32 protein-coding genes are annotated in these 25,883 nt (G+C 65.9%); 14 read left to right on the forward strand and 18 right to left on the reverse strand.

Going from position 1 to position 25,883, the window contains the following annotated elements:
- Positions 1-43: 43 nt before the first annotated feature.
- From ACLIJ1_RS14660 to nifB, 16 genes are all read right to left on the reverse strand, one after another.
- On the reverse strand, positions 44-412 hold the full coding sequence (locus tag ACLIJ1_RS14660) for a hypothetical protein (protein WP_411366272.1): 369 nt from the start codon (positions 410-412) through the stop codon (positions 44-46).
- A complete protein-coding gene (locus ACLIJ1_RS14665; RefSeq protein WP_411366273.1) occupies positions 409-2,004 on the reverse strand; it encodes an FAD-dependent oxidoreductase in 1,596 nt (531 codons plus the stop codon). Before ACLIJ1_RS14665 ends, ACLIJ1_RS14660 begins: the two co-directional genes overlap by 4 nt.
- Positions 2,005-2,012: 8 nt before the next feature.
- Complete coding sequence (locus tag ACLIJ1_RS14670; protein ID WP_411366274.1) at positions 2,013-2,309, reverse strand: 2Fe-2S iron-sulfur cluster-binding protein; 297 nt, start codon at positions 2,307-2,309, stop codon at positions 2,013-2,015.
- Positions 2,310-2,350: 41 nt separating this feature from the next.
- Entirely contained in the window at positions 2,351-3,196 is an 846-nt protein-coding gene (locus ACLIJ1_RS14675; RefSeq protein ID WP_411366275.1) for an SIR2 family NAD-dependent protein deacylase, read from the reverse strand.
- 10 nt (positions 3,197-3,206) lie between these two features.
- Positions 3,207-4,370 carry a DegT/DnrJ/EryC1/StrS family aminotransferase gene (locus ACLIJ1_RS14680; protein WP_411366276.1) on the reverse strand — a complete coding sequence of 388 codons (1,164 nt, stop codon included), beginning with the start codon at positions 4,368-4,370 and terminating at the stop codon, positions 3,207-3,209.
- An 11-nt stretch (positions 4,371-4,381) separates the two neighbouring features.
- Positions 4,382-4,642: a hypothetical protein gene (locus ACLIJ1_RS14685; RefSeq protein ID WP_411366277.1), complete on the reverse strand. Its 261-nt coding sequence runs from the start codon at positions 4,640-4,642 to the stop codon at positions 4,382-4,384.
- Positions 4,643-4,662: 20 nt separating this feature from the next.
- The gene (nifT, locus tag ACLIJ1_RS14690; RefSeq protein ID WP_411366278.1) at positions 4,663-4,884 is read right to left on the reverse strand and encodes a putative nitrogen fixation protein NifT; all 222 of its coding nucleotides are present in this window, start codon (positions 4,882-4,884) and stop codon (positions 4,663-4,665) included.
- 37 nt (positions 4,885-4,921) lie between these two features.
- A complete protein-coding gene (locus ACLIJ1_RS14695) occupies positions 4,922-6,076 on the reverse strand; it encodes a cysteine desulfurase family protein (RefSeq protein WP_411366279.1) in 1,155 nt (384 codons plus the stop codon).
- Complete coding sequence (locus tag ACLIJ1_RS14700) at positions 6,073-6,429, reverse strand: hypothetical protein (protein ID WP_411366280.1); 357 nt, start codon at positions 6,427-6,429, stop codon at positions 6,073-6,075. Before ACLIJ1_RS14700 ends, ACLIJ1_RS14695 begins: the two co-directional genes overlap by 4 nt.
- Entirely contained in the window at positions 6,426-6,731 is a 306-nt protein-coding gene (locus tag ACLIJ1_RS14705; RefSeq protein WP_411366281.1) for a nitrogen fixation protein NifZ, read from the reverse strand. The genes ACLIJ1_RS14700 and ACLIJ1_RS14705 overlap by 4 nt, the downstream gene beginning before the upstream one ends.
- Positions 6,728-7,093, reverse strand: coding sequence for a nitrogen fixation protein NifZ (locus ACLIJ1_RS14710; protein WP_411366282.1), 366 nt, complete (start codon positions 7,091-7,093; stop codon positions 6,728-6,730). Before ACLIJ1_RS14710 ends, ACLIJ1_RS14705 begins: the two co-directional genes overlap by 4 nt.
- Positions 7,086-7,928: a 4Fe4S-binding leucine-rich repeat protein gene (locus tag ACLIJ1_RS14715; RefSeq protein ID WP_411366283.1), complete on the reverse strand. Its 843-nt coding sequence runs from the start codon at positions 7,926-7,928 to the stop codon at positions 7,086-7,088. Before ACLIJ1_RS14715 ends, ACLIJ1_RS14710 begins: the two co-directional genes overlap by 8 nt.
- Positions 7,925-8,506 (reverse strand): hypothetical protein, encoded by a 582-nt coding sequence (locus ACLIJ1_RS14720; RefSeq protein ID WP_411366284.1) that lies wholly within the window; start codon positions 8,504-8,506, stop codon positions 7,925-7,927. The genes ACLIJ1_RS14715 and ACLIJ1_RS14720 overlap by 4 nt, the downstream gene beginning before the upstream one ends.
- 25 nt (positions 8,507-8,531) lie before the next feature.
- Positions 8,532-8,933 (reverse strand): HesB/IscA family protein, encoded by a 402-nt coding sequence (locus tag ACLIJ1_RS14725; protein ID WP_411366285.1) that lies wholly within the window; start codon positions 8,931-8,933, stop codon positions 8,532-8,534.
- 22 nt (positions 8,934-8,955) lie between these two features.
- Positions 8,956-9,150, reverse strand: a complete 195-nt coding sequence (locus ACLIJ1_RS14730) for a 4Fe-4S binding protein (RefSeq protein ID WP_066257726.1) — start codon at positions 9,148-9,150, stop codon at positions 8,956-8,958.
- 67 nt (positions 9,151-9,217) lie between these two features.
- On the reverse strand, positions 9,218-10,816 hold the full coding sequence (gene nifB / locus ACLIJ1_RS14735; RefSeq protein WP_411366286.1) for a nitrogenase cofactor biosynthesis protein NifB: 1,599 nt from the start codon (positions 10,814-10,816) through the stop codon (positions 9,218-9,220).
- Between the two features lie 327 nt (positions 10,817-11,143).
- Here nifB and ACLIJ1_RS14740 point away from each other — a divergent pair, with 327 nt between their 5' ends.
- The 3 genes from ACLIJ1_RS14740 to ACLIJ1_RS14750 are packed head-to-tail and all read left to right on the forward strand — an operon-like array spanning position 11,144 to position 13,809.
- On the forward strand, positions 11,144-11,983 hold the full coding sequence (locus tag ACLIJ1_RS14740) for a DNA adenine methylase (RefSeq protein WP_411366287.1): 840 nt from the start codon (positions 11,144-11,146) through the stop codon (positions 11,981-11,983).
- 16 nt (positions 11,984-11,999) lie between these two features.
- Positions 12,000-12,962 (forward strand): DGQHR domain-containing protein, encoded by a 963-nt coding sequence (locus tag ACLIJ1_RS14745; protein ID WP_411366288.1) that lies wholly within the window; start codon positions 12,000-12,002, stop codon positions 12,960-12,962.
- 10 nt (positions 12,963-12,972) lie between these two features.
- Positions 12,973-13,809 (forward strand): hypothetical protein, encoded by an 837-nt coding sequence (locus tag ACLIJ1_RS14750; RefSeq protein ID WP_411366289.1) that lies wholly within the window; start codon positions 12,973-12,975, stop codon positions 13,807-13,809.
- 352 nt (positions 13,810-14,161) lie between these two features.
- Here ACLIJ1_RS14750 and ACLIJ1_RS14755 read toward each other — a convergent pair whose 3' ends face one another.
- The gene (locus ACLIJ1_RS14755; protein WP_411366290.1) at positions 14,162-15,301 is read right to left on the reverse strand and encodes a Fic family protein; all 1,140 of its coding nucleotides are present in this window, start codon (positions 15,299-15,301) and stop codon (positions 14,162-14,164) included.
- Between the two features lie 133 nt (positions 15,302-15,434).
- On the opposite strand from ACLIJ1_RS14755, the gene ACLIJ1_RS14760 reads away from it, so the two are divergent.
- Complete coding sequence (locus ACLIJ1_RS14760; RefSeq protein WP_411366291.1) at positions 15,435-15,989, forward strand: hypothetical protein; 555 nt, start codon at positions 15,435-15,437, stop codon at positions 15,987-15,989.
- A complete protein-coding gene (locus tag ACLIJ1_RS14765) occupies positions 15,986-16,438 on the forward strand; it encodes a hypothetical protein (RefSeq protein WP_411366292.1) in 453 nt (150 codons plus the stop codon). Before ACLIJ1_RS14760 ends, ACLIJ1_RS14765 begins: the two co-directional genes overlap by 4 nt.
- A 16-nt stretch (positions 16,439-16,454) precedes the next feature.
- On the opposite strand, the gene nifA is transcribed toward ACLIJ1_RS14765, so the two are convergent.
- Positions 16,455-18,200 (reverse strand): nif-specific transcriptional activator NifA, encoded by a 1,746-nt coding sequence (gene nifA / locus ACLIJ1_RS14770; protein WP_411366293.1) that lies wholly within the window; start codon positions 18,198-18,200, stop codon positions 16,455-16,457.
- A 303-nt stretch (positions 18,201-18,503) separates the two neighbouring features.
- Here nifA and ACLIJ1_RS14775 point away from each other — a divergent pair, with 303 nt between their 5' ends.
- The 9 genes from ACLIJ1_RS14775 (at position 18,504) to nifW (ending at position 25,872) form a co-directional block, all read left to right on the forward strand.
- Positions 18,504-19,748, forward strand: a complete 1,245-nt coding sequence (locus ACLIJ1_RS14775) for an IscS subfamily cysteine desulfurase (RefSeq protein ID WP_411366294.1) — start codon at positions 18,504-18,506, stop codon at positions 19,746-19,748.
- Between the two features lie 28 nt (positions 19,749-19,776).
- Complete coding sequence (gene iscU, locus ACLIJ1_RS14780; protein WP_411366295.1) at positions 19,777-20,211, forward strand: Fe-S cluster assembly scaffold IscU; 435 nt, start codon at positions 19,777-19,779, stop codon at positions 20,209-20,211.
- 28 nt (positions 20,212-20,239) lie between these two features.
- Positions 20,240-20,614 carry an iron-sulfur cluster insertion protein ErpA gene (gene erpA, locus ACLIJ1_RS14785; protein WP_411366296.1) on the forward strand — a complete coding sequence of 125 codons (375 nt, stop codon included), beginning with the start codon at positions 20,240-20,242 and terminating at the stop codon, positions 20,612-20,614.
- Positions 20,615-20,625: 11 nt separating this feature from the next.
- Complete coding sequence (gene iscA / locus ACLIJ1_RS14790; protein WP_411366297.1) at positions 20,626-20,949, forward strand: iron-sulfur cluster assembly protein IscA; 324 nt, start codon at positions 20,626-20,628, stop codon at positions 20,947-20,949.
- A 7-nt stretch (positions 20,950-20,956) separates the two neighbouring features.
- Positions 20,957-22,828: a Fe-S protein assembly chaperone HscA gene (gene hscA, locus ACLIJ1_RS14795; protein WP_411366298.1), complete on the forward strand. Its 1,872-nt coding sequence runs from the start codon at positions 20,957-20,959 to the stop codon at positions 22,826-22,828.
- The gene (fdx, locus tag ACLIJ1_RS14800; RefSeq protein ID WP_411366299.1) at positions 22,828-23,163 is read left to right on the forward strand and encodes an ISC system 2Fe-2S type ferredoxin; all 336 of its coding nucleotides are present in this window, start codon (positions 22,828-22,830) and stop codon (positions 23,161-23,163) included. The genes hscA and fdx overlap by 1 nt, the downstream gene beginning before the upstream one ends.
- A gap of 413 nt (positions 23,164-23,576) precedes the next feature.
- Positions 23,577-24,731: a homocitrate synthase gene (gene nifV, locus ACLIJ1_RS14805; protein WP_411366300.1), complete on the forward strand. Its 1,155-nt coding sequence runs from the start codon at positions 23,577-23,579 to the stop codon at positions 24,729-24,731.
- 17 nt (positions 24,732-24,748) lie between these two features.
- Complete coding sequence (gene cysE / locus ACLIJ1_RS14810) at positions 24,749-25,525, forward strand: serine O-acetyltransferase (RefSeq protein ID WP_411366301.1); 777 nt, start codon at positions 24,749-24,751, stop codon at positions 25,523-25,525.
- A 5-nt stretch (positions 25,526-25,530) separates the two neighbouring features.
- Positions 25,531-25,872 (forward strand): nitrogenase stabilizing/protective protein NifW, encoded by a 342-nt coding sequence (gene nifW, locus ACLIJ1_RS14815; RefSeq protein ID WP_411366302.1) that lies wholly within the window; start codon positions 25,531-25,533, stop codon positions 25,870-25,872.
- Positions 25,873-25,883: the final 11 nt, after the last annotated feature.

Genomic DNA, 25,883 nt, shown 5'->3' on the forward strand with positions numbered 1-25,883 from the left:
GCTTTGCAAGACACAGGCCAGCCCGCACTGACCGGACCCGGTCTCAGTCGGGGGACATGAGGAACAGCGCCGGCTGTCCCTGCCGGTAGACGCGCAGCCACAGCAGCGTGGCCGGCACCAGCGAACTCACGGCGAACCACAGCGCTTCTTCCACGTCTTCGCCGGTGTCGGCCTGCAGCTGCAGCGAGAGCCTGCGCCAGCCGTCCCAGTCGAGCTCGGGCATCTCTTCGCGCGCGGAAGGCGTGACCGAGATCGTGCTGCGCGCCAGCAGCCGCAGGTGCCGCAGCACCTCGGCGCGGGTCAGGCGCGAGCGCCGCAGGTCGGCCTCGTCCAGCCCTTCGGCCAGCGTGACGACCGCCAGACCCGACTGCTCGATCAGGCCCAGCAACGCACTGGTCGCGATGCGGTTCATGCCGCCTCCTGTGCCACCGGCGTGGCAACCAGCCGCGCGTTGAGTTCGAGCGCGAACTCGCGCCATGCAGCGGCGAGGTCGCGCGTGATCGCGCGCAGCAGCTCGGCGTCGGGCTGGTGGTCCTGCGGAAAGTTGGACAGCGCGCACGACGTACCGTTGTGCGCCAGCGCGTCGTCCAGCAGCGCCTTGTTCCAGCCGTCGAAGGCCTTGAGCAGCGCAGGCGTCAGCGCGTGGCGGCCCTGCTCGGTGTGACCGGCGCCGCTCCAGGGCGCGAAGGCGTCGAGCAGTGTCAGCGCCTCGCTGTAGGTCTGGTCGACCGCCGCCAGCAAGGCGCGCTGGGTCAGCTGCTCGTGCTGCTGCGCCGAGAGCAGCCGCACCAGCTGCTGCCGGTAACGTTCGCCCGCCAGCGCGCGCAGGCGCTGCACGCCGGCCGCGAAGTCGGCGATGGCGGTCGCCTGGTCGCTGGTCTGCGTGGCGGCGGACGCCGGCGCGAGCAATGCATGCGCGATGCGGTCGGCCGAGGCCAGCGCGCCCTCCATGTGGCCCGCGCCGTGGGTCGAGGTCTCTGTGCTGCCGAACCACAGGCGCCCGCCCCAGTGCCCACGCCGCAGCAGCGGGTCGGCCTGCGGCCAGGCGGGGGGTTCGGCGCGGTCGGCTTCGCTGCAGGTCCAGCGCTCCAGCGCCCAGTCCTGCAGCGCCAGCTGACCCGATTGCGCCTCGATGCCGTAGAGCTGCGCCAGCTGGCTTTCGATCAACAGCGGCAGCCCGACCCGGAAGTGTTCCCGCTGCGATGCATCCAGCGCGACGAAGCCGCCGAGCGCGCCGCCGGCCGCACCATTCGAGGGGCTCTGGTCGTACACCTCGCCCAGCACCGCCTGCGGATGCCGCACGAAGGCGTTGCCCGAATGGCCGGCGTCGCGCCAGAACGGCGTGGCAAACGACACCACGGCCTTGGCCTGCGCCGCCATCCAGGTCGGTGTGTCTTTCAGCGCCTGGTCCACCGCCTCGTGCAGCGGCGGGTCGAACGCCACGCGCTCCTGCACCAGCCGCGGCGGCAAGGCCAGCACCACGCGGCGCGCGCGCAGCGACGGGCCGCCCGTGCGAAGCAGTTCGACGGATTCACCGTGATCGCGCAGGCCGATCAGTGCCGAGCCCGTGATCACGCTGCCTTCGGGCAGGGCCTTGAACAGGGCCTCGGTCAGCGTCGCGCTGCCTCCCGCGATGCGCCGCGCGCCCGCGTGCACACCGCCGGCCTCGATGCGCCGCTCGGGCGAACGGTTCGGGTCGGTCAGCCAGAGCGCGTCGCCCGGATCGTGTTGCGCGAAGCTCTCCAGACCGAGCGACGCCAGCAGCGCCACCATGTGCGGCTCGGTCTCCGGCCAGTACCACGAAGGCCCCAGGTCCAGCGGCTGGCCGGTGGCCTCGCAGGTCTGCGTCAGTACGCGACCGCCGATGCGCCCGCGCGCCTCCAGCAGTTGCACACGCTGACCGCGCGCGACCAGCCGGTGCGCCAGCGCCAGGCCACACAGGCCTGCGCCGACGATCACCGCATCCCACACCGTGGGAGGCCGCAGCACGTGCACCTCGGCCATGGTCGACTTCAGACGAAGGACAAGAGCTCGACCGTGACCGGTTCTTCGCCGAGGACGGCCTGGCAGGCCAGGCGCGACTTCGATCCGATGCCCACCAGGGTGTCGAGCTTTTCGTTCTCGAGCTTCTGGATGCGCGAGATGGTCTTGCGGCCTTCCTGCACGAAGATGTGGCAGGAACCGCACTTGGCTTCGCCGTCGCACTTGTGGGCGATGGCTTCGCCAGCGGCGAGCAGGGCCTTCATGATGGTGGTGCCAGCAGCCACGTCGTAGGTTTTGCCAGAGGGGAGAACGGTGAGTGTGGTCATGGTCTTGGTGGGGTTCGTGGGACGGGGGAGAGAGAACGGGATCAGGACGCCAGCTCGGCCTGCAGCGCGTCGGTCAGCGACTGGCCGAACTCGGCCAGCGTCATGGGAATGCGGGTGATGCCCTGCTCTTCGAGGAAACGCGCTTCCATGCGCGTCGGCTCGTCGGGCAGCACGGCCCAGTGCGCGTCGCTGGAGCGCTTCATGATCTGGCGCGCGAAGCTGCGGGTGAGCTGGTCGTCGAAGCGGCAGCCCAGGAACAGGAAGCCCTTGCCCTTGCGCCGCTCCTGCACCACCGCCGGAATCGGGGTCTGGATGTCGATCTCGGTCAGCACCTCGACGTAGTCGCTGTCCGACACCAGGTAGTTGCTGGCCGGGCTGCGGCCGCCGATCGGGCGGTAGAGCAGCGGCGAAGCGGCGGTGGCCGGTGTGTCGGCGATGTGGCCTTCGGCGTCGTAGTCGGCGGTCCATTGTCCGAAGTGTTCGGATTGCGACAGACCCTGCAGCTGGTGCCAGCCGCCCTGCGGACGCGCCGCCTTCATGGCGGCGAGCATGGTGTCGTCGTACCAGGTATCGACCCACAGCGTCGCACCGCTGGCGGCCAGCGCGCGGTGCAGCGGCGACGGCGTGGGCACCGCCGTGAAGGCCTCGTCCATGATCATCACCACGGACTTGCGGTGCTTGAAGTTCTCGATGAACTGTGCCGCCTGCGTCAGCTTCTGGCGGATCTTGTGCGGCACGCTGACCTTGGCGGTCATCACCGCCGCCAGCGCGCCCGGCGTCGCGGGCACGGCCGTGTCTTCGCACAGCGACAGCATGCCGGAGCCCAGGTAAGGGATGACGCTGCCGGCTTCGAGCTGGCGGGCGATGTCGGCAATCAGGTCGGACATGGTGGTTCTTTCAGAGGTAGATGGCGGCGCCGGCACCGACGTTGGTCGCGGTGTCCTTGAGCGTCTTGACGATGTGCTTGACCTGGTCGGCGTCCAGGTTGGCGTGCAGCGGCAGCGCGAGCGCGCGGTCGCCGATGCGGTCGGTGTCGGGCAGCACGCCGCGCTGGCGGCCCACGGTGGCACCGGCGTTCATGTAGAAGAACTGCTGGTGCAGCGGGTGGCTGTAGGCCGCGGTCTCGACGCCGCAGCTCTTCATGTCGTCGATCATCTGGGTGCGGGCGCTGGCGCCGAAGCGCTTGCCCAGGTGCACGACGTAGAGCATCCAGTGCACCTCTTCCACATCTTCCGCCAGGTACGGCGGCTTCACGCCCTCGAAGCTCTGCATCTCGGCGTGGTACCAGGCCTCGACCTGCTTGCGCTGCAGCAAGCGCTCGTCAAGATCGGAGAGTTGCGCCAGACCCAGCGCCGCCGTCAGCTCGCTCATGCCCGCCTGCAGCGGCACGCGCGAACCGATGGACACTGAGGCGCGGTCGGACAACCGGCGCTGGCGCAGGTAGCGCAGCTCGATCGCCAGCGCCTCGTCGTCGGTCAGCAGCATGCCGCCCTCGCCGGTGCACAGCGCTGACGGCATCGAGAAGTCGAACACCGACACGTCGCCGAAGGTGCCGACCGTCTGGCCCAGGTAGCGCGAGCCCAGCGACTCGGTGCTGTCTTCGATCAGCTTCAGGCCGTGCGCGTCGGCCAGTTCGCGCAGCGGCTTCCAGGCGGCCGGGTGGCCGTTGGTGTTGCCGGCGAGGATGGCCCTGGTGGCGGGCGTGATCTTCAGCGCTGCTTTCTCGGGGCTCAGGCAGCCGGTCCAGTAGTTGATGTCGGCGAACACCGGCGTCGCGCCGGCCAGCGTGATCGCCTGTGCGACCTGGTGCCAGGTGTGCGAGGCGCAGATCACCTCATCGCCCGGGCCGATGCCCATGGCCCGCAGCGCGATCCAGGTGCCCAGCGTGCCGCTGCCCACCGCCACCGCGTGCTTCCTGCCGACCCAGCGCGCGAAGCCCTGCTCGAAGGATTCGAGCATCGGCCCGTCGCCCCAGCGGCCCGATTCGAGCACCGCCTCGACCAGCGCCAGTCCGCGGTCGCTGATGGCGTTCTCGCACAGCGCGATGGTCTCGATGTCCATGGCGGTCCCGCTCAGTGTTGCGTGAGGATGAGGGCGGATGCTTCGTCGGCGCTCTGCGTCACGTGCCAGCAGTGGCCGTCGGTCGCGGCGAGGTAGACGTTGCGGTGGCCCAGGCGCAGCGCCGGGGTCTCGTCGCGCATGTCCATCTCGTCGACCACCATCGCGCGCACCTGCGGATAGCGCGAGCGCCAAAGCGCCACCGCGTCGCGGATCGTCGGCGCGTAGCCGACCACCTCGGTGGCGGCCTGCAGTTGTTCTCCGGACAGTCCCATGGTGCTACTCCTTGGATGAATCAGTCTTCTTCGGCGGACGCCAGCTTGCGGGCCTCGACCGTGATCGGCAGCGGCGTGTCGGCCGCCATCGCCGGCAGGTCCAGCTGCCAGCCGTTGGCCAGGGTCACCAGGCCGCCCCACATGTCGGGGTTGACCATCGAGACGATGGGTTCCTCCAGATCCTTCTTGGGGACATAGGCGCTGAGCACGCCCTTGCTGTCTTTGCGGATCATCACTTTCATCGTCGGCTCCGGTTGGTGTGTTCGGGAAACAGAGGCATCAGGCGGCCACGGCGTCGGCCGTCGGCAGCAACGTTCTCAGGGTCGGCAGCGCGGCGATCAGCGCGTCGACCTCGGCGTCGGTGGTGGAGCGGCCCAGCGAGAGGCGGATGGCGCACAGCGCCTCGTCGTCGGGCACGCCCATCGCGGTCAGCACGTGCGAAGGCGCCGTGCCCGACGACGAGCAGGCCGCGCCCGAAGAAGCCGCGAAGCCCAGGCGTTCCAGCCGCTGCAGCAGCACGTCGGCCTCCCAGCGGCCCACGCGCAGGAAGCTCACGCCCGGCAGGCGCGGCACACCGGCGCACCAGATGCGCACCTCGGGCAGCTCGGCCATCAGCGCGCCTTCGAGCCGTTCGCGCAGCGCCGACTGGCGCACGGCTTCGGCGTCCAGCTCCACCTCACTGCCCAGGGCCGCCAATGCGGCAGCCAGGCCCGCGATCGCGGGCAGGTTCTCGGTGCCGCCGCGGCGGTTGCGTTCCTGCGAGCCCGGCACCGTCGGCCGGATCGCCACGCCCTGGCGCAGCAGCAGCGCACCCACGCCCTTGGGTCCCTGGAACTTGTGGGCGGAGAAGCTCACCGCGTCGGCGCCGAAGTCGGTGAAGCGGAACGGGCGCTTGCCGATCCACTGCGTCGCATCCACATGCAGCCGCGCACCGGCCCCCGCGGCGAGCGCCGCGACCTCGGTCACCGGCATCAGGGCGCCGGTTTCGTTGTTCGCGGCCATCAGCGAGACCAGCGCCACATCGGGGCCGATCAGCTGCGCGGCAACCGTCAGGTCGAGCGTGCCATCGGCGCGCACCGGCATGAAGTCCACCGGCACACCCGCATCCCCCAGCTCGCGCGCCAGCTTCAGGTGCCCCGAGTGTTCAACCGCGCTGAACACCACGCGCCGCCGCTCGGCCGGCGCTGCCGCCAGCAGGCCGCGCACCGCGAGGTGGTTGGCTTCGGTGGCGCCGCTGGTGAAAACCACCTCGGCCGGCTTGCAGCCCAGCACCCGCGCCACCGTGGCGCGCGCATCGGACAGCACCCGCTTGGCGGCCTGGCCCGGCGCGTGCTGCGACGAGGCATTGGCCCAGGCGCCGCGCATCACCGCCGTCACGGCGTCGATCACCGCGCCCGAGGGCGGCGTGGTCGCGTGGTGGTCGAAATAGATCATGGCCAGAACTTCCGTTCGGCGTCGACGCAGACCGTGTCCAGCGCCTCACCCAGCGACAGGCCTTCGGCGTACAGCTGCCAGGCGCCGGCCCCATGTTCGCGCACCTTCAGCGACCAGCTGCCGTCGGCCGCGGGCGTGAGCAGCGCGATGTCGATCACGCCGCCGTCGGGGTCGACGTTGCGCGAGCAGCACGGCGCCTCGATGCGAAAGCTCTCGCCCTCGTGCAGCACGCGCGGCTGCACATAGCGGTAGCGCACCCGGTCGCGCAGCGCCCGCTCGATGAAAGGCAGCATGAAACCCACCACCTGTGGCGGCGACGGATCGCTGCTCACGGTGCGGGCGGCGGCATTCATCCCGCGGCCTCTTCGGTTTCGGGAATCCAGCCGACAGGAACCGGTGCCAACTCGATCTCCAGACAACCCACGACGCAGCCGCCGAAGTCGACCAGGTAGACCGGCTCGTTGACCTCGGTCGCGTGGCCGATGTTGACGATCTCGCCCACGTCGCCGCGCGCCGCCAGCAGCGCCTCGGGCTCGCGCTCGGGGTGGCTGCCGTCGTTGACCAGGTCGTCCAGCGCGACCACGCGCTGGCCCCAGGCGTAGACGGGGGTGCGCGGCTCGGCAAACGCGGCAGCGTCCATCGGGGTGGTGTTCATGGCGTCGCTCCTTGGGTGGGTTTTCCGGAACCGAGATCGGCCAGCGCCGCGGCTTTCACGCCCAGCTGCTCCAGCACCTCGTCGGGCAGGTTGTCGAGCGTGCACAGCTCCTTGGCGCGCATGCCGACGCGGTGGCCGGTGTCGATGAAGTCGACCGCGTAGATGTAGAACTGCTGCAGGAAGGTGTTGATGCTCACGACGTACCCGACGTCTCCCTTGTTCACCAGCACCTCGCCGATGTCCTTGCCGTTGTAGGTGCCGTCGTTGCGGATCACCGAGCGGGCGATCACCCGTTCGCCGAACGAGAAGCGGGGCGGCTCGGCGACTTCGATCACGTCGTCGTCGCGCACGATGTCAGCCATGGGTCACCTCCTTGAGCGGGGCCGGTGCAAGGCGCGAGCGCGCCATCTGCTGCACCTCCGAATCCGGGTCGTCCTGCAACTGCTCCAGCACGCTCCGCTCGGCGCGCTGCGCCACTTCCCAGCGCACGCGCCAGTCGCTGTCGTCGGCCAGACGGTCCAGCAGCGGCGCCGGCAGGCCTTCGGCCACCACGCGGCGCACCTCGGGTTCGGGGTCGTGGATCATCTGCAGCAGCGCCGGCATCTGCATGCGCCGCGCGACGATCTGGCGCACGATGCGCTCCGGGTCGCGGGCCAGCGTCGGCAGCAGCGCGGCGGGCAGGCGCTGCGCCACGATCTCGCGCACGCCGTAGTCGCCGTCGGTGCGCATCGCGGCCAGCCGGTCGGGCGTGATGCGCTGCGCCACGCGCAGGCGCACTTCGCGGTGCGGGTCGTGGATCAGCCGTTCCAGCTGCACCGGCGAGAGCCGCAACGCGACCTGCATGCGCACCGTCTCGTCCGGGTCGGTTATCAGGCCGCCCAGGCGGAACACGCTGGCGTGGCGCGCGGCAATCGCGCGCACCTCGAAATACGGGTGTTCGATCTGCTGGTCGGCCAGCTCCGGGTGCCAGCGGAAGAAGCGGTCGATGCGGCGCGCGTAGGCGTCCTGCATGCAGGCGTGGCCGGGTTCGCAGCCGCGACCACTGATGTCGTCACTCGGGCGCGCCCGAAGGTCCACATAGGCGCAGCCCTCGCAGTCGATCGGCCCGCCGTCCCAGCGCTGCGGCGCGATGTCGCCTTCGGGCGCACGCACGGCCAGTCGCTGCGGTGCCTGAAGCGCGTTGGACACGGCGTTCATGGCCGTTTCTCCAGCGGCGCCCAGCCGCGCACGGGATAGTCCACCGGACCGTCGACCATCGCGGCCGGGCCGCCCGCTTCGTGCCGCGCGAGCACGTGCGACAGCAGGCCGCCGCCCAGGTGGTCTTTCGGGTCGAGGCGGCGCAGCTCGCCGAGCATCAGCCGCGCCTCGTCCAGATCGCCCAGGCGCAGGTTGAGGTACGACAGGCCCTTGAGCGTGAACAGGTAGAAACGCACTGCCGCGTCGCCGCGCGTGGTCTCTTCCGTCGGCACCGCATCGCCGAAATCCGGACCGAGCGCGGCGCGCGCAATCGCCAGCGCGTCTTCGCCCGCCGCCCTCGCCTTCTCCAGCGCGTGGCCGTAGAAGTGAAACCGGTAGATCGCGATCAGCGGCACCGGGTGCTTGGGCGCCAGCGCACGGGCGCGCTCCAGCAGCGGCAGCGCCTTCTCGGGCTGGTCGCGCAGCGTGCCTGCCTGCGCGATCAGTGCCTCGACCTCGGGGTCGAGGTGGCCGCCGATGACCGTGGCTGCGAAGGCCGCCGCAGCGGCTTCGAAGTCCCGGTCGGTGGCGGCGTTCACGTCGGCTCCGATGACCCGGCGCGCGTCAGGAAGCCAGCGTGACCGGACGGCCACCGCGGCCGATCGAGCCGATCTCGATCTTGGCCACGCCGGGAGGCGCTGCGCTCTCGGCGCTGCTGCAGCCGCAGGCCGCCTGGTTCGGGTTGATGATGCTCAGGCCCGACGAGGTGGCGGTCTCGGTGAAGTCGATCGTCACGCCGTCCAGCAGCATGCGGCTCTCGGCCGGCAGGAAGAACTTCAGGCCCGAGACGACGAACTCCTGCTCGCCGTCCTTCGGGGCCGCTTCGGCGCTGAACTCCGAGCTGTAGCCCGAGCAGCCGCCGGGCGAGACCAGCAGCCGGAAGCCGGCCGACGGAATGCCCGAGAAGCGCACGATGCGGCCAATGAACTTCTCGGCGGCCGGGGTCAGGGAAAAGGACGTGGACATGGGTTCACTTTCAGGGGGTGGGTCAAACCTTGACGATGCAGCCGTCGACCGGGCAGACGGCGACGCACTGCGCCTCGTCGAAGTGGCCTTCGCACTCGGTGCACTTGGCCGGGTCGATGATGTAAGTGCCGCCCTTTTCGCGGATGGCAACGTTGGGGCACTCGGGCTCACAGGCGGAGCAGCCGGTGCAGGTGGAGGCGATGATCTTGTAGGCCATGGTGGTTCTCCTTCAGTGGATCAGGGGACGTGGGGAAACTCGGGTTCGTGTTCGGTGACAGCGAGGCTCAGGCCGCAGCAGCCAGGCCGGTGAAGGCGCCCTGGCGAATCTGTGCGTCGCCGCGGTCCTGGTGGGTGATCTCGCCGGCCGCGATGCGCTGGCGGTAGCTGTTGAACCAGTCGAGCGCGGCCTTCTCGATGAACTCGCCGCTGAACTGGTCAACCGGCTCGATGCCGGCGGCGCTCAGCTCGTCGCGTGGGCAGGCGCCGATCTTGGCGACCAGCACGGCGTGGCAGTCGTTGATCGCCTTGACCACGCTGGGCAGCTGCTCGTCGTCGCCGTGGCCGCCCTGGCAATACAGGTCGACGCGGCGGTGGCCGACGAACAGGGCCTCGGCGGCGCTGACTTCAAAGATCTGGAACTCGGTGACGTGGCCGAAGTGCTCGTTGACGCGACCGCCACCCTTGGTGGCGACCGCGACCAGCACCTTCATGTCCTGGTCGACCTCGATCGCGGCGCTGGCGGCCAGCGCGTCCTGCTTGGCGGCGTGCTGTGCCTGGCGCTCGGCCTCGACCTTGTCCTGATACGTGCGGCGCTTGTCGAGGTCGTACACGACCTCCATCTCTTCGATCTTGTCGAGCGTGAACTCTTCCGAGCGGTCTTCGCCCAGCAGGCCCACCGCGTCGGCGCGGCACTGACGGCAATGGCGCATCAGGTTCGCGCCGCCCATGCAGGCGTCCTGCACGGCTTTGAGCTCCTGCGCCGACGGGCCGCGCTGGCCGGTCAGGCCGAACACCGTGCCGTGCTCCGCTTCGCTGATGAGCGGCATGATGTTGTGCAGGAAGGCCCCGCGCTTCTTCACCTCGCGGTTCACCTCGATCAGGTGCTCGTCGTTGATGCCGGGGATCAGCACCGAGTTGATCTTGGTGAGCACACCACGCGCCGTCAGCATCTCCAGGCCGAGCATCTGGCGCTCGTGCAGGATCTTCGCGGCCTCGTAGCCGGTCACGCGCTTGTGGTCCCAGAAGATCCAGGGGTAGATCTTCTCGCCCACGGCCGGGTCCACCATGTTGATGGTGATGGTCACGTGGTCCACGTTGTACTTGCAGATCTCGTCCACGTGGTCGGGCAGCGCCAGGCCGTTGGTCGAGATGCAGAGCTTGATGTCGGGCGCCTGCTCCTGGAGCATGCGGAACGTGTCGAAGGTCTTCTTGGGGTTGGCCAGCGAATCGCCGGGGCCGGCCACGCCGAGCACCGTCATCTGCGGGATCTCGCTCGCGACCGCGACCACCTTCTTGACCGCCTGCTCGGGCGTGAGCTTCTGGCTCACGACGCCGGGGCGGCTTTCATTGGAGCAGTCGTACTTGCGGTTGCAGTAGTTGCACTGGATGTTGCACGCCGGCGCCACGGCCACGTGCATGCGGGCGTAGTGGTGATGCGCCTCTTCGGAATAGCAGGGATGGTTCTTGACCTTGTCCCAGATCTCCGAGGGCATGTCGTCGGGACCGCCCGACGAGCCACAACTGGCCTTGCCCTCGCCACCGGTGGTGCCGCAGCCGCCACCGGCGTCGGGAATGTCATCGAGCTTGGCGCCCAGCGGCTTGATGGAGCCGATGGACAGGTACGTCTTGGCGGGCATGGAACCCGCAGCGGTGCTTGTCGACATGAAGACCCTTCCTGCGACCGACCATGGCCGCGCCGGGAGCCTTCAGCGAAATCCGTGCCACGGAAAAAACCGTTTCAGATCAACGGTTTGGTGGTTTTGTCGGTTGTAGGAAAGGGGACAGAACCAACGAGCGCGATCTGACGACGTGGGACAAACGACACTCACCAAGTAACTTCGTCAACCTCATTCTGTTGCTACAGTCGGAGGCGTCTTTCGGCATAGCTTGAGCATCTGACCGCGAGACGAACTGTGAAGTAGCCGAACTTCTCAGCTACATATTGGCATCATTGCCGAACACGGTGCTTATTCGATTGAGTATTCAAATACATGTTGCATTCAGTGCCTTCAATAGCCGAACCAGATGAAGCCGCCCTGCCGTTTCTAAAATGGGCAGGCGGAAAACGTTGGCTCACAGAAGAACTATGTCAGCTGATCGGCCCCATAAATGGAAGATACATTGAACCCTTTCTTGGGGGAGGAGCAGTATTTTTTGCACTCAAGCCCGCTCAAGCCCAACTCTCCGATGTCAACACTGAGCTAATAAACACGTACCGAGCAATACAAGCACAATATCGCGCGGTCGAAAGGCACTTAATAACTCACCAACTTCTCCATTCCAAGGAATACTACTATCAGATTCGAGCCGACAAGCCGACCGGAATGGCAAAGCGCGCAGCGAGATTCATTTACCTCAACCGAACATGCTGGAACGGTTTGTATCGAGTAAACCTGAGCGGAGCCTTCAATGTTCCAATTGGCACAAAAAATACCGTGATATCTGCAGATGACGACTTTGAGAAGCTCTCACAAATTCTTGGCTGCGCCCAAATATCCGCGAACGACTTCGAACATTCAATTGAGTCTGCAGGTTTTGGAGATGTTATCTTTTGTGATCCACCCTATACAGTTCGACACAACAACAATGGCTTCATAAAGTACAACGAAGATCTGTTTCTTTGGCGCGATCAAATTAGACTCAGAGACTGCCTCGTGAGAGCAAAAGAGCGAGGCTCACGAATATTTGTCACAAACGCAGATCACGACTCCATTAGAGAGCTTTACTCCGAGCACTTTCACATCCTCGACTGCGAAAGGTTTAGCCCAATCGGAGGCCAACATGCCAAACGCGGAAAGTATTCCGAGCTTTTAATCTGCAGTCATCTTTGATCAGCGCACACCTACCATGAGCACAAAATTTCCTTGCCTACCGGTTCAAAGTAGTCCAGAAATACTTTCTGCAGTAATCCCAGGAAGCTGGTTACTCACGCACTGCACTCCCACGTGGAGAAAAGATCAACCTGTTGCTGGTTTCCAGCGCGTAGTCGATCCGGAGCGAGCACAGACCATTGCTGTAGCAGTGCTCGACCAGCAACGGACTTTTCCGAATGCGATTGTCTTAGCAACCGACATCAAATCCTCAAGAGTTCACGATGGTTCGGTATCCCTACCCGACAACTCACGTTTTCTAATCATCGACGGACAACACCGACTTTACTCCCAGAAGTTCTCCGAGTTCGATGCACCCTTTATCTGCGTGATTCATTTCGGACTCACTGAAAAGGAAATGGCCGAATTATTTCTCGAAATTAACGACAACCAGAAACGAGTACCTTCCTCCCTTAGGTGGGATCTCTTTAGACTTACTCGCCCTGACGAAGACCCGATTGGGGTAAGAACCTCGGATTTGGTATTCGATTTAGCCAGCAGCAAAGAAAGCGCCCTGTATCAACGCATCGACTTAACTGGCGAACAACCCGGCATCAGTCTTAAGCAAGGCTCTGTTGCCCCTGCAATCAAGGCCTTGATCTCAACGGCAAAAGCGCCATTGCACGGGCTGGGCTACGAAGTTCAGCTTAAGCTTATTCTCGACTTCGTGGCAGCTATGAGGGAGTGTGACACACAAGGCTGGGACAGTGCTGAATCACCTCTTTACGGGGCGCGCGTATTTCGTGCAGTACTTCGCCTTTTCGGCGATATAGCCACCGATCTTGGAAAAGATGTCGCACAAATGAATGCTGCTGACTTTTTCCAATACCTAAGCAAAATTGATCTTTCCACACTGAATGCGGAAGCCATTAAAGCCAGCCAAGGCAGCGCAGGCATAAAGGCGATTTACGACATGCTGGTTGAACAAGTTCTGGCATGAGGCATCCGCTATGAAACCATTACCCATCCCAACCGCAAACGCATTCGTATCCGGCTTCACTCAAGAGCCGGCCGTTGCCAATCTTGGGGTCCAGGACTTCTTAAATACACAAACATCGAATATCTTTAAGACCGGGACCCAGCAGTTCAATGAACTGCGATATTGCTTACTAAGAGAGAGCGAACAGCATCTATTAATGGCAATAAATTGCTACGCAAGAGCCTTAGAAACATTAAGGGCCGGCTCAAGCTATTGGTCGGTTGTTAGTCTCTATTACGCAGCCTTTTTTGCCGCCAAATCGATTCTCGGGAATCACGGCTGCTGGATTTCCGGTGCAAAATCATGGATTGAAGTCACAAACAGCAGCCCCACCAACCTTCAGCTTCAATTCAGACAATCTCAATACACCTGCCCTTACTCAGGCTCCCACCAAGTGACATGGTGCGCCTATTACAACGCATTAAAATCACTATCACCATTCCTAACAACCCAACACGCGCTCCTTGCCAAAACACCCGTGAACGGAAAAGAGACATGGCTGATTGATGTCAGAAAAGACTTAAATTACTCCCCCCTCGAAGCACTTCAAGCCTGCAGAGATTTCAACACCAACTTCAATGCCAATAATGTTCCAAGTTTTATCGGAGGCAAATCACAAACAATGTTAAAAACAAGCCAAGCCATTGTATTCTTTGCAAAAGAGACTGCAATTCGAACAGGTCTATCAACAGATATCTGGGGTCCCTCTGCAAGTCGATCCGACTACTCTGCAAAAAATATTCTCGCACAACAGCACGCTGCATTAAGCTCTTACTACAACGCTCAACTCCCAAGTCTGCTCTTTTAATCCAGCAAGTCACCGCATTGATTAAATTCACTGTGGCCCATCAGCTAGGACGAGCACTCGGCACCAATTACGTAGCGGCAGATGATTGAGAACTCAACCCTCCAAGCAAACATTAATAACTTAATCATCCCTCTTTGCGATCTTAGGCCACAATGAGCCTCCACTCTTTGATATACAGGCTCGATCTGGAGAAGATTTAATCAACTCCATCCCAAAGAGGCGAATTTCAACCTTGCAACTGGATCGAGCTGCTTCCATTCAAAGACTGGACTTCTTAGCAACGCGGGATTTGCACAGAAGTGCTTACCTGGTCACTCAAGAACTTCGTACCAAGGAAATTGCTTGAACTTGACTACCTGTTCAGCACGTATCCAGTACTCCGCCCCCCGCTCTCCAGCTTGCGCAAAACACCCCGCTCCAGCAGGTCGTTGATGTCGCGCAGCGCCGTGTCGGCCGAGCACTTGGCGATCGCAGCCCACTTCGCATTCGTGAGCTTGCCGGGCGTATCGCCCGGCGCACGGTCCAGCACATGGTTGAGCACCAGCGTCTGCCGCGCATTCATGGGTGTGCCGGCCCAGCGCTGCCAGAACTGGGCTTTGTCCAGCACCCCCGCCAGCAGACCGTCGGCGCCCTGCACGGCGCGCAACAGGCAGGCCAGGAACCAGCCGAGCCAGGGCGTGACGTCCAGCGTGCCGCGCTGGGTGGTTTCGAGCTGGTCGTAATACTGTTTGCGCTCGCGCTGTATCTGTGCGCTGAGGCTGTAGAAGCGCTGCGCCGAGCCCTCGGCCCGGGCCAGCGCCATGTCGCCCACGGCACGGTTGATGCGGCCGTTGCCGTCGTCAAAGGGATGCAGGGTGACGAGCCACAGGTGGGCCAGCCCGGCGTGGATGAGGGCGTCGCCGGCCGGGGCGGCGTTGAACCATTGCAGGAAGGCGGCGGTTTCGGCGGGCAGCGCCGCGGCGGGCGGGGCTTCGTAGTGCACCTTCTCCCGGCCCAGGGGGCCGGACACCACCTGCAGGGGGCCTACCGCGTCGTTGCGCCACTGGCCGACCTTGATGCGCACGTGGCCGCTGAAACCGGTGGGGAACAGGGCCGCGTGCCAGCCGAACAGGCGCTCGGCGGTGAGTGGCTGGGCGTGGTGCTGGGTGGCGTCGAGCACCATGTCCACCACGCCGTCCACATGGCGGTCGGCCGGAGCCAGGGCGCCGATGTCGACGCCAAGACGGCGGGCGATGGAGGAGCGCACGGCGTCGAGGTTGAGCGCTTCGCCTTCGATGGCGCTGGTGGTGATGACTTCCTGCGTCAGGGCCTGCAGCGTGGCCTGGTCGCGCTGGGCCAGTCCGAGCTCAGCCATGCGCCCAGCCAGATGGCCCTGCGCGCGGTGCACCTGGGCGAGCGGCGCGGCCAGCGTAGCCGCGTCAAAACGCCACTGCGGCCAGTCGGGGCGTTGCCAGAGGTAAGTGCGGCGGCGTTGTGGCTTGTCGGAGAACATGCGGCGATTGTGCGTCATATTCACCGCTTTTTGTGCGGTGAATATGACGGCTATTCACCGCAGCCTCCCGAGCCTGAGCACCCACTGGCTACGATGCGGCATCAGAACAACCATGAACCACAAGGAGGAACCCATGTCATCCCTCACCCCGACCGCGCCCACCCAGCGCTCCACCTTCGTGACCACGCTCGCCTGGATGGTGATCGTCCCGTCGGCGCTCGGCGTGGTCATCTCGACGCTACAGAACATCCTGGTCTTCACCGTGATTCCTGTGGACCAGATGACACCGCCCACCGGCTCGGGCGCGGAGCATCTGCCAGCGTTCGCCGTCTTCATGTTTGAGCACATCCGCGCGTTGTTTGCCGTGTTCTGGCTGTTGATGGTGGTGTCGCTGGCCTCGGGCATCGGCCTGCTCAAGCGCAAGGAGTGGGCTCGGCTGGTGTTCCTCGCCCTGATGGGCTTGAGCATCCTGTGGAACATCGCCGGGCTTTTCATCCAGCAATCGGTCTTCTCGTCCATGTCGGCCATGCCCGAAGCGCCGCCGGAGTTCCACGCGCAGTTCGAGAGCATGGCGACGACGATGTGGGTCGTTTCGATTGCGATGGCGGTCGGCTTCTCGGCGGTGTCGGGCTGGCTGATGTGGCGCCTGGCTTCGGCGCCGGTCAAGGCGGAGTTCGGCGCTGCATGAAGCTCTTTGGCAGATCAAGCCGAAAGCAAGCAACCGATCCAAGCCTCGGTCTGTTGACGCAGGACCGACACGGCTGGAGCGGGAGCGTGGCTGGGCCGGACAAAACGCAACGCATCTGGCTGCGCATCGACGGTACAGACGACGCGCCCAACGAGAGCATTGGAAGGGCGGTACTGGTCTGCCTGGGCAACTACGCCTCACTCTCGGCCCCATTGAGCCGTGCCCTCTTCTCGTTGTGGCAACCGTATCTGGATGAGCCTTTGTGGGGAGACGAATGCCCGACTTCGCCTGAAATGTTGTGGGCGCAGTTGCAACTGGAAGGGGTCGAGGTTCAACGGTCCTGCGAGATCGTTCTTGTGTATGCGTTCAAGGGCGAGGTGTGGCCGGAAGCCGTCTTCTCTGTGCAGGTCGACGGAACAGACGTCAAGCCGCTCAGTTTGGAAGATTGACGACGCCACGAGGCGCTCAGAACTTCCTCACCTCGATTCCGTGCTTCTGCAGCGCATAGCCCATCTGCCGGGGCGTGATCTTGAGCAGGCGGGCGGCCTTGGCCTGGACCCAGCCGCAGCGTTCCATCGCCCAGATCAGGCGTTCGCGTTCGCCTTCGGGTTTGTCGTCGGCGCGGGCCGCTGAGGTGGCGGCGGCGCCCGCCGGCTCTGCCCCGGCCGAGGGGGCGAGCGGGGCGCTGAAGCCGCTGTCCTGCGCGTCCAGATCGGCCGGGCGCGAGTGGCCCGGGTCGGCATCGCCGCCGCTGAAGTAGGCGGGCTGGCGCGGGGGCGGCGCGGTGGGGATTTCGGTGATCGGGATTTCGGCCAGGCGGCTGGGGCGCACAGCGTCTTCGCGTTCGATGTGGTGCAGGACCTGCGTGAGGCAACGGTTTTCTCGGCACGGAAAAGCCAGGTCGGTGATCACGTCGTTGCCCGCCATGGTGGCGGTGCGCTCGACGCAGTTTTCCAGCTCGCGCACGTTGCCGGGCCAGTAGCAGCTGGCGAGCACGCGCATGGCCTCTGGGCTGAACTTGGCGGCCTTGGCGTTTTCGCGGTTGAAGCGTTCGAGGAAGTGCTGCGCCATCGCAGGGATGTCTTCGCGGCGCTCGCGCAGCGGCGGCAGCTGGATGCTGACGACGTTGATGCGGTAGTAGAGGTCGGCGCGGAATTCGCCGGCCTGCACCATGCGTTCGAGGTTGCGGTTGGTCGCGAGGATGAGGCGCACGTCGACCTTGACAGGCGCGCCGCCGCCGACGCGCTCGAAGCTGCGCTCCTGCAGCACGCGCAGCAGCTTGGCCTGGAACGAGGCGGAGATGTCGCCGATCTCGTCGAGGAAGAGCGTGCCGCCGTGGGCCATTTCGAAGCGGCCCTTGCGCTGGCCCTGGGCGCCCGTGAAGGCGCCTTTTTCGTGGCCGAAAAGTTCGCTCTCCAGCAGGCTCTCGGTCAGCGCGGCGCAGTTGACGCCGACGAAAGCTTCCTTGGCGCGCGGCGAGAGACTGTGGATGGCGCGGGCCATCACTTCCTTGCCGGTGCCGCTTTCGCCGCGCAGCAGCACGGTGGTGCGCGAGGGCGCGACCTGTTCGATCTGTTCGAACACCTTGAGCATGGGCGTGGAGACGCCGACCACCTGTTCGATCTTGGCGCGCTGGCCGCCCAGCGCCTTGTGCATGCGGCGGGTTTCATCCTGCAGGGTTTCGTGGGCGGCGGCCACGCCGCGATGCAGCAGCAGGGCCTGACCCATGAGCGTGGCGACCATGCGCAGCAGACGCAGGTCGTCGGCGAACACGCGGCGCTCGTCGGGGTTGAGGCAGTCGATCACGAGCACGCCCAGCGTGCGGTGGTCGGCGCGGATCGGCGTGGCAAGCATGGCAACGGGAATGCCCGGGCTCTGGTCGGCGCCGCCAGTGCGGTTGAGGAACAGCGGCTCGGCGCGCACGTCGGGCACGGTGGCAGGCACGCCGCTGGCGTACACGTGGCCGACGATGCCTTCGCCGGATTCGAAATGCAGGCGTTGCTGCTCGGCCTGTGTCAGGCCGATGGCGCACATGCCGCTGAGTTTGTTTTCTGCGTCGGCCACCACCACGAAGGTGCGGCGCCAGTCGAAGGCGTGCAGCAGATAGTTGAGGGCTTCTCGGAAGGTCTTGTGGACGTCCAGCGAAGTGGCCAGCGTCTTGCTGACTTCGTAGACCGCATCCAGTTCACGTCGGACCAAGTGGGGTTGCATGTTCACGATGGGACTCCCATCCTGTTGAGGCCGTCCGGGATGCACCAGCAGCGGGAATCCGCCGCGAGGCGACGACCTTGAGCTTGCTGCACTGCAAAAAACATGCCGAAGCACGGCAGTCGTTGGGGCGTGTGATGACGAGCCACCGCGTTTGCAACAAACCCGACACGCCCGCCCGCCTTTGTCCGACAGGTGGCCCACAAAGCCCACACAAAACTGTCTCCAGAGGGCCGCAGAAGCGACAAAACCGCATGGCACCGAAGTTGCAAAAGGGGTGGCAACCGCCTTTTCCAGGAGCCTGCCATGCCGGACGACAGCACCCCTCACGCCACCGCCCGCACAGCACTGCCGATCTATCTGGATTACGCCGCGACGACCCCGGTCGACCGCCGCGTGGCCAACAAGATGTGGCCGTACCTGACCGAGCAGTACGGCAACCCCGCCAGCCGCTCACACGCCTACGGCTGGGTGGCCGAAGAAGCGGTCGAGCTGGCCCGCGAGCAGGTCTGCTCGCTGATCAACGCTGACCCACGCGAAATCGTGTGGACCAGCGGCGCGACCGAGTCGAACAACCTGGCGATCAAGGGTGCCGCCCACTTCCACAAGGCGAAGGGAAAACACCTCGTTACCGTCGCGACCGAACACAAGGCCGTGCTCGACAGCATGCGCGAACTCGAACGCGACGGCTTTGAGGTCACGGTGCTGCCGGTGCTGCCCAGCGGGCTGCTCGATCTGGACCAATTCAAGGCATCACTGCGCCCTGATACGGTGCTTGCCTCGGTCATGTTCGTGAACAACGAGACGGGCGTGATCCAGGACATCGCCGCCATCGGCGCCATCTGCCGCGAGAAGGGTGTGCTGCTGCACGTCGACGCCGCGCAGGCCGCCGGAAAGGTGGTGATCGATCTGGACGTTCTGCCGGTTGATCTGCTTTCACTGTCTGCCCACAAGATCTACGGTCCCAAGGGCATCGGCGCCCTGTATGTGCGCCGCAAGCCCCGCGTGCGCATCGAAGCGCAGATGCACGGCGGCGGTCACGAGCGTGGCATGCGCTCGGGCACCCTGCCCACGCACCAGATCGTCGGCATGGGCGAAGCCTTCTGGCTGGCGCGCGAGCAGATGGCGAGCGACAACGCCCGCATCACCGCGCTGCGCGAGCGCCTCTGGACCGGCATCAACAAGCTGGAATGCGTCGAGCTCAACGGCGACCCGGTTCAGCGCGCCTGCGGCTACCTGAACGCCAGCTTCAACTACGTCGAAGGCGAGTCGCTGCTGATGGGCATCAAGGGCGTGGCGGTGTCGTCGGGCTCGGCCTGCACCTCGGCCAGCCTGGAGCCCAGCTACGTGCTGCGCGCGATGGGCCGCACCGACGAGCTGGCGCACAGCTCGGTGCGCTTCTCGATCGGCCGCTTCACGACCGCCGAAGAGATCGATTCGACGATTGCGCAGGTCACCGAAGTGGTGACGCGGCTGCGCGGCATGAGCCCGCTGTGGGACATGGTGCAGGCCGGCATCGACCTGTCCACGATCCAGTGGGCCGAACACTGATCCATCCACCCTGAATCCGGAGAAAACCATGGCCTACAGCGACAAGGTGGTTGACCACTACGAGAACCCCCGCAACGTCGGCGCGTTCGACGCCAACGACGACAGCGTCGGCACCGGCATGGTGGGTGCGCCCGCCTGCGGCGACGTGATGAAGCTGCAGATCCGCGTGAACGCCCAGGGCGTGATCGAGGACGCGAAGTTCAAGACCTACGGCTGCGGCTCGGCGATCGCGTCGAGCTCGCTGGTCACCGAATGGGTGCGCGGCCGCACGCTGGACGAAGCGCTGGCGATCAAGAACTCCGCCATTGCCGAAGAGCTGGCGCTGCCGCCCGTGAAGATCCATTGCTCGATCCTGGCCGAGGACGCCATCAAGGCGGCCGTGGCCGACTACCGCTCGCGCCACGGAAGCCCCGCCACCGACACGGTGGTGGAAAAAGACGCCTGCGAACCCCGCGGTCATTGAAGCCGCAACCCTCCTGAGGAGAAATGCCATGTCCGCTGTGTCCGAAGTTGTCGCCAATCCGTCGACGCCCATCCCCGCCCTGCTGGAATTCACCTCGCAAGCCGCCGCCAAGGTGGCCGAGCTGATCCAGGAAGAAGGCAACCCCGACCTGAAGCTGCGCCTGTACGTCACGGGCGGCGGCTGCTCCGGTTTCTCCTACGGTTTCGTGTTCGACGACCAGGTCGCCGAAGACGACACCATCGTCTCGACCGAAGGCGTCTCGCTGGTGGTCGACGCGATGAGCCAGCAATACCTGATGGGCGCGCGGGTCGATTTCGAAGACGGCCTGGAAGGCTCGCGCTTCGTGATCCACAACCCCAACGCGCAGACCACCTGCGGCTGCGGTTCCTCGTTCAGCGTCTGAAGGAGATCGCCATGTCGGTTTCGCTCACCCCCGCCGCCGCGCGGCATGTGGAGAGGTCGCTGGTCAAGCGCGGCGCGGGCCTGGGCCTGCGGCTGGCGGTGAAGACCAGCGGCTGCTCGGGCTTTGCCTACGCGCTGGAGTTCGTCGACGAGATGAACGCCGACGACCAGTGCTTCGAGAACCACGGCGTGAAGGTCATCGTCGACCCGCGCAGCCTGGGCATGCTCGACGGCACCGAGCTGGATTTCGTGCGCGAAGGCCTCAACGAAGGCTTCAAGTTCAACAACCCGAACGCGAAAAACAACTGCGGCTGCGGCGAAAGCTTCGCGGTCTGAACACACCATGGCTCTGCTCCAGATCGCTGAACCAGGCCGCTCGGCCGCCCCGCACCAGCACCGGCTGGCGGCGGGCATCGATCTGGGCACCACCAATTCCCTGATCGCCACGGTGCAGAGCGCACAGGCGCGGGCGCTGCCCGACGCGGCCGGGGCGCTGCTGCTGCCGTCGGTGGTGCGCTACTTCGCCAACGGCGAGCCGGTGGTCGGCCACGCGGCACAGGCGCAGCAGGCCGAAGACCCGCAGAACACCATCGTCTCGGTCAAGCGCTTCATGGGCCGCACGCTGGGAGACCTGCGCGAGGCCAAGGGCCTGCCCTACCGGTTTGTCGACGGCGCGGGCATGGTCGGCATTCAGACCGCGGCGGGCGAACGTTCGCCGGTGCAGGTCTCGGCCGACATCCTCACCGCATTGCGGCTGCGCGCCGAAGACGCGATGGGCGGTCCGCTGGCGGGCGTGGTGATCACCGTGCCGGCCTACTTCGACGACGCGCAGCGCCAGGCGACCAAGGACGCGGCGCGGCTGGCGGGTCTGAATGTGCTGCGCCTGCTCAACGAGCCGACCGCCGCAGCAATTGCCTACGGTCTCGACAAGGCGGCCGAGGGCACGTTTGTCGTCTACGACCTGGGCGGTGGCACGTTTGACGTATCGGTGCTCAAGCTCTCGCGCGGCGTGTTCGAAGTGCTGGCGACCGGTGGCGACTCGGCCCTGGGCGGCGACGATTTCGACCGCGTGATCGCGGAGTGGTTCTGCGAGCAACACGGCATCGCCGGCGTCGAGGCGCTGTCGCCGTCGGCCCAGCGCTCGCTGCTGGGCGCCTCGCGCACCGCCAAGGAAGCGCTGTCGGCCCACGAAACGACGCCGCTGCGCGTGGCGCTGGCCGCGGGCGAGACGCTGCAGGCGATCCTCAGCCGCGAGCAGTTCGCGCAACTCTCCAAGACACTGGTCGACCAGACCATCCGTGCGACCAAGCGCGCGCTGCGCGATGCGCGCCTGTCGACCGCCGAGATCACCGGCGTGGTGCTGGTGGGTGGATCGACCCGCATGCCGGTGGCGCGCGACGCCGTGCGCGAATACTTTGGCGTCGAGCCGCTGGCCGACATCGACCCCGACCAGGTGGTCGCGCTCGGCGCGGCGATGCAGGCCGACGTGCTGGCCGGCAACGCCAACGGCGACGGCTGGCTGCTGCTGGACGTGTGCCCGCTGTCGCTCGGCCTCGAAACCATGGGCGGCCTGGTCGAGAAGATCATCCCGCGCAACTCGACGCTGCCAACGGCACGCGCGCAGGACTTCACCACCTTCAAGGACGGCCAGACCGCGATGAGCCTGCATGTGGTGCAAGGCGAACGCGAGTCGGTCAGCGACTGCCGCTCGCTCGCGCGCTTCGTGCTGCGCGGCATTCCACCGGCGGTGGCGGGCTCGGCGCGCATCCGCGTGAGCTTCCAGATCGACGCCGACGGCCTGCTCTCGGTCACGGCGCGCGAACAGACCTCGGGCGTTGAGGCGCACGTGGAAGTGAAACCCACCTACGGCCTGGGCGACGAACAGATTTCTTCGATGCTGCAGGACGCCATCGGCTCCTCGGCCAAAGACATGCAGCTGCGGTCCCTGCGCGAGGCGCAGATCGACGCGCGCCGTCTGCTGGACGCGACCGACGCGGCGCTGGCGGAAGACGGTCACCTGATGAACGACGCCGAGGTCGAAGCGATCCGCCAGGTGATGTTCAAGCTGGCCGATGTGCTGGAAACCGAAGAAGACGTGCAGGGCCTGCGCATCGCCAGCGCCGAGCTGTCGTCGGCGACCGGAGAGTTCGCCGCCCGGCGCATGAACGCCTCGATCCAGCAGGCGCTGGCCGGCCGTTCGCTCGAAAGCCTCTGATGCCTGTTGTCCGCATCCTGCCCCACCCCGACCTCTGCCCCGAAGGCAAGGACTTCGAAGTCAAGCGCGGCGCTTCGCTGTGCGAAAGCATGCTGAAGGCCGGCGTGGCGATCGAGCACGCCTGCGACATGGTGGCCGCCTGCGCAACCTGCCATGTGCATGTGCGCGAGGGCGGCGGGTCGCTGGCCGAGCCGGACGACGAAGAGAACGACCAGCTCGACAACGCCTGGGGGCTGGACGCGCAGTCGCGGCTGGCCTGCTGCGTGAAGCTCAAGGACGCCGACCTGGTGGTTGAGCTGCCTCTGCATACGCGCAACCACGCTCGCGAGAAATAGCTTTCGTTGTACCTCGCGCGGCGGCGAGCCTGCGTGCGCGAGGGCGCAACCGGGGTGGTCGGCTGCGCCGACTCCGCTGCGGGCACACGGGCGGGATCGGCACGGCCAAACTCGCTGCGTTCGCTGCGCTCTCTCCGCTCAAACAGTGGCCGTGGGTCAGTCAACGAGGCGCGCACCTGCGCGCCCGATCCCGCCCGCGCGCCCTCAGCCACCCCTGAATGCGCCCCCGCGCACACAGGCTCGCCGCCGCCGGTGAGATGGTTGGAAGGCGGTGTGTGAAACGGAACATTCCTGACACCGCCCCGGAGGCTCGCGGAGCCCGGACGACAAAAGCGGCTTCAAATCCCACACAAAACACCCGCCAACACGGTGGCACGCCTTATGCGATGAGGTCCATGAAAGGACACCGCGACATGGCACACCACCTGGTCATCAACGACACCACGCTGCGCGACGGCGAGCAGACGGCGGGCGTGGCCTTCACGGTGGCGGAGAAGTGCGCGATCGCCAGTGCGCTGTCGGCCGCCGGTGTCCCGGAGATGGAAATCGGCATTCCGGCGATGGGCGACGAAGAGATCGCCTGCATCAACGAGATCGCCGCCCTGCGCCTGCCGGCCCGCCTGATGGTCTGGGGCCGCATGACCGACGCCGACCTCGCCGCCGCGCTGCGCTGCGAGGCCCACATCATTCACCTGTCGATGCCGGTCTCCGACATCCACCTGCGCCACAAGCTGCGCCAGACCCGCGAAGAAGTGATGACGCAGGTCACGCGCGTCATCACCCGCGCCGCGGCCAGCGGCCTGCAGGTCTCGTTCGGCATGGAAGACGCCTCGCGCGCCGACCACGCCTTCATGGCCCAGATCGCGCGCCGCGCGGCCAACTGCGGCGCCTCGCGCGTGCGCTTTGCCGACACGCTGGGCGTGCTCGATCCGTTCTCGACCTTCGAGGCCATCGCAAAGCTGCGCCAGGACCTGCCCGACATGGAGATCGAGATCCATGCGCACAACGACCTGGGCCTGGCGACCGCCAACACCCTGGCGGCGCTGCGCGCCGGCGCCAGCCACGCCAACACCACCGTCAACGGCCTGGGCGAGCGCGCGGGCAACGCGGCGCTGGAAGAGATCGTGATGGGTGTGCGCCACCTGCACGGCGGCGACACCGGCGTGAACACGCAATCGCTGGTCGGCATCTCGCACCTGGTCGCACAGGCCTCGGGCCGCCCGGTCGCGTTCAACAAGAGCATCGTCGGCGAGGCCGTGTTCACGCACGAATCCGGCATCCACATCGACGGCCTGCTCAAGAACCCGAGCACCTACGAGAGCTTCGACCCCGCCGAACTGGGCCGGGAACGCCGCACGGTGCTGGGCAAACACTCGGGCTCGCAGTCGGTGCGCATGGCCTACGGATCGATCGGCGTCGCGCTCAACGACGACGGGCTGACCGGCCGTCTGCTGGGCCGCATCCGCGCCCACGCGATGGACGTCAAGCGCGAGCCGACGCCGCAGGACCTGCAGCGCTTCCTCGCCGAATCACGTCCGGCCGTGCCGGCTGCTGGCACCGCGTCATGACCGATCGAGAGAACCCCATGCTTGCTGTCACCGCCCCGACCTCCGCCCAGCGTTCACCAGGCTGGTGGACGCTGGTGCGCGGGGACGTGGCCTGCGTGCTGGCGCGCGACCCGGCGGCGCGCAATCGCCTGGAGATCTGGACCATCTACCCGGGCGTGCAGGCCGTGGCGCTGCACCGACTGGCGCACGCACTGTGGTCGCGCGGCTGGCGCTTCGGCCCGCGCTTCATTTCCTACGTCGCGCGCTGGATCACCAACGTCGACATCCACCCGGGCGCGCGCATCGGCGCACGCTTCTTCATCGACCACGGCGCCTGCGTCGTGATCGGCGAGACGGCCGAGATCGGCGACGACGTCACGCTCTATCACGGCGTCACGCTCGGCGGAACCAGCTGGAACCCTGGCAAGCGCCACCCGACGCTGGGCAATGGCGTGGTGGTCGGCGCGGGCGCCAAGATCCTCGGCCCCATCACCGTCGGCGAAGGCGCCCGCGTGGCGGCCAACTCGGTGGTGATCGAACCCGTGCCCTCGGGCGCGACCGTGGTCGGCATTCCGGGCCGCGTGGTGGCGCCGCGCCGCCGCACGCCGCACGGCTTCGACCTCAACCACCACCTGATCCCCGACCCGGTCGGCAAGGCCATGGCCTGCGTGCTCGACCGGCTCGCCCAGCTTGAACGCGCGCAGGCCGCCGGCGCCGGCCTGTCCTCGACCGACGCGGCCTGCGGCGGTTGCGAAGACCCCTGCGCCACCCCCAGCTTCGACCGCAAGACAACGGTCACCGTCCACGAGGAGTGAACACCATGGAAGACTTTCTCACCCGCCTGAAGGCCCTGTCGTCGGCCGAAGACTTCCTGCACTTCTTCGGGGTGCCGTTCGATCCCGCGGTGGTCAACGTGAGCCGGCTGCACATCCTCAAGCGCTTCTTCCAGTACCTGCGCCAGCAGTCGGCCGACATGCCGCAGCACGACGAGGTCGCGATGTTCACCGCCTACCGAAGCCTGCTGGTCCAGGCCTACAGCGACTTCGTGCGCTCCACGCCCGCGCAGGAAAAGGTCTTCAAGGTGTTCCAGGACGTCGGTGGACGCCAGCACGTGTCGATCGACAACCTCAAAGCCTCATTGCCGCAACGCGCCGCTGCCTGAAAGGAGCATTG

The organism is Hydrogenophaga sp. RWCD_12 (assembly GCF_046604225.1).
Lineage (GTDB): Bacteria > Pseudomonadota > Gammaproteobacteria > Burkholderiales > Burkholderiaceae_C > Hydrogenophaga.

Bases quoted from the DNA above. Each gene is read 5' to 3' on its own strand.
- ACLIJ1_RS14660 (WP_411366272.1), bottom strand. From the start codon at position 412: ATGAACCGCATCGCGACCAGTGCGTTGCTGGGCCTGATCGAGCAGTCG.
- ACLIJ1_RS14665 (WP_411366273.1), bottom strand. From the start codon at position 2,004: ATGGCCGAGGTGCACGTGCTGCGGCCTCCCACGGTGTGGGATGCGGTG.
- ACLIJ1_RS14670 (WP_411366274.1), bottom strand. From the start codon at position 2,309: ATGACCACACTCACCGTTCTCCCCTCTGGCAAAACCTACGACGTGGCT.
- ACLIJ1_RS14675 (WP_411366275.1), bottom strand. From the start codon at position 3,196: ATGTCCGACCTGATTGCCGACATCGCCCGCCAGCTCGAAGCCGGCAGC.
- ACLIJ1_RS14680 (WP_411366276.1), bottom strand. From the start codon at position 4,370: ATGGACATCGAGACCATCGCGCTGTGCGAGAACGCCATCAGCGACCGC.
- ACLIJ1_RS14685 (WP_411366277.1), bottom strand. From the start codon at position 4,642: ATGGGACTGTCCGGAGAACAACTGCAGGCCGCCACCGAGGTGGTCGGC.
- nifT (WP_411366278.1), bottom strand. From the start codon at position 4,884: ATGAAAGTGATGATCCGCAAAGACAGCAAGGGCGTGCTCAGCGCCTAT.
- ACLIJ1_RS14695 (WP_411366279.1), bottom strand. From the start codon at position 6,076: ATGATCTATTTCGACCACCACGCGACCACGCCGCCCTCGGGCGCGGTG.
- ACLIJ1_RS14700 (WP_411366280.1), bottom strand. From the start codon at position 6,429: ATGAATGCCGCCGCCCGCACCGTGAGCAGCGATCCGTCGCCGCCACAG.
- ACLIJ1_RS14705 (WP_411366281.1), bottom strand. From the start codon at position 6,731: ATGAACACCACCCCGATGGACGCTGCCGCGTTTGCCGAGCCGCGCACC.
- ACLIJ1_RS14710 (WP_411366282.1), bottom strand. From the start codon at position 7,093: ATGGCTGACATCGTGCGCGACGACGACGTGATCGAAGTCGCCGAGCCG.
- ACLIJ1_RS14715 (WP_411366283.1), bottom strand. From the start codon at position 7,928: ATGAACGCCGTGTCCAACGCGCTTCAGGCACCGCAGCGACTGGCCGTG.
- ACLIJ1_RS14725 (WP_411366285.1), bottom strand. From the start codon at position 8,933: ATGTCCACGTCCTTTTCCCTGACCCCGGCCGCCGAGAAGTTCATTGGC.
- ACLIJ1_RS14730 (WP_066257726.1), bottom strand. From the start codon at position 9,150: ATGGCCTACAAGATCATCGCCTCCACCTGCACCGGCTGCTCCGCCTGT.
- nifB (WP_411366286.1), bottom strand. From the start codon at position 10,816: ATGTCGACAAGCACCGCTGCGGGTTCCATGCCCGCCAAGACGTACCTG.
- ACLIJ1_RS14740 (WP_411366287.1), top strand. From the start codon at position 11,144: ATGTTGCATTCAGTGCCTTCAATAGCCGAACCAGATGAAGCCGCCCTG.
- ACLIJ1_RS14745 (WP_411366288.1), top strand. From the start codon at position 12,000: ATGAGCACAAAATTTCCTTGCCTACCGGTTCAAAGTAGTCCAGAAATA.
- ACLIJ1_RS14750 (WP_411366289.1), top strand. From the start codon at position 12,973: ATGAAACCATTACCCATCCCAACCGCAAACGCATTCGTATCCGGCTTC.
- ACLIJ1_RS14755 (WP_411366290.1), bottom strand. From the start codon at position 15,301: ATGTTCTCCGACAAGCCACAACGCCGCCGCACTTACCTCTGGCAACGC.
- ACLIJ1_RS14760 (WP_411366291.1), top strand. From the start codon at position 15,435: ATGTCATCCCTCACCCCGACCGCGCCCACCCAGCGCTCCACCTTCGTG.
- ACLIJ1_RS14765 (WP_411366292.1), top strand. From the start codon at position 15,986: ATGAAGCTCTTTGGCAGATCAAGCCGAAAGCAAGCAACCGATCCAAGC.
- nifA (WP_411366293.1), bottom strand. From the start codon at position 18,200: ATGCAACCCCACTTGGTCCGACGTGAACTGGATGCGGTCTACGAAGTC.
- ACLIJ1_RS14775 (WP_411366294.1), top strand. From the start codon at position 18,504: ATGCCGGACGACAGCACCCCTCACGCCACCGCCCGCACAGCACTGCCG.
- iscU (WP_411366295.1), top strand. From the start codon at position 19,777: ATGGCCTACAGCGACAAGGTGGTTGACCACTACGAGAACCCCCGCAAC.
- erpA (WP_411366296.1), top strand. From the start codon at position 20,240: ATGTCCGCTGTGTCCGAAGTTGTCGCCAATCCGTCGACGCCCATCCCC.
- iscA (WP_411366297.1), top strand. From the start codon at position 20,626: ATGTCGGTTTCGCTCACCCCCGCCGCCGCGCGGCATGTGGAGAGGTCG.
- hscA (WP_411366298.1), top strand. From the start codon at position 20,957: ATGGCTCTGCTCCAGATCGCTGAACCAGGCCGCTCGGCCGCCCCGCAC.
- fdx (WP_411366299.1), top strand. From the start codon at position 22,828: ATGCCTGTTGTCCGCATCCTGCCCCACCCCGACCTCTGCCCCGAAGGC.
- nifV (WP_411366300.1), top strand. From the start codon at position 23,577: ATGGCACACCACCTGGTCATCAACGACACCACGCTGCGCGACGGCGAG.
- cysE (WP_411366301.1), top strand. From the start codon at position 24,749: ATGCTTGCTGTCACCGCCCCGACCTCCGCCCAGCGTTCACCAGGCTGG.
- nifW (WP_411366302.1), top strand. From the start codon at position 25,531: ATGGAAGACTTTCTCACCCGCCTGAAGGCCCTGTCGTCGGCCGAAGAC.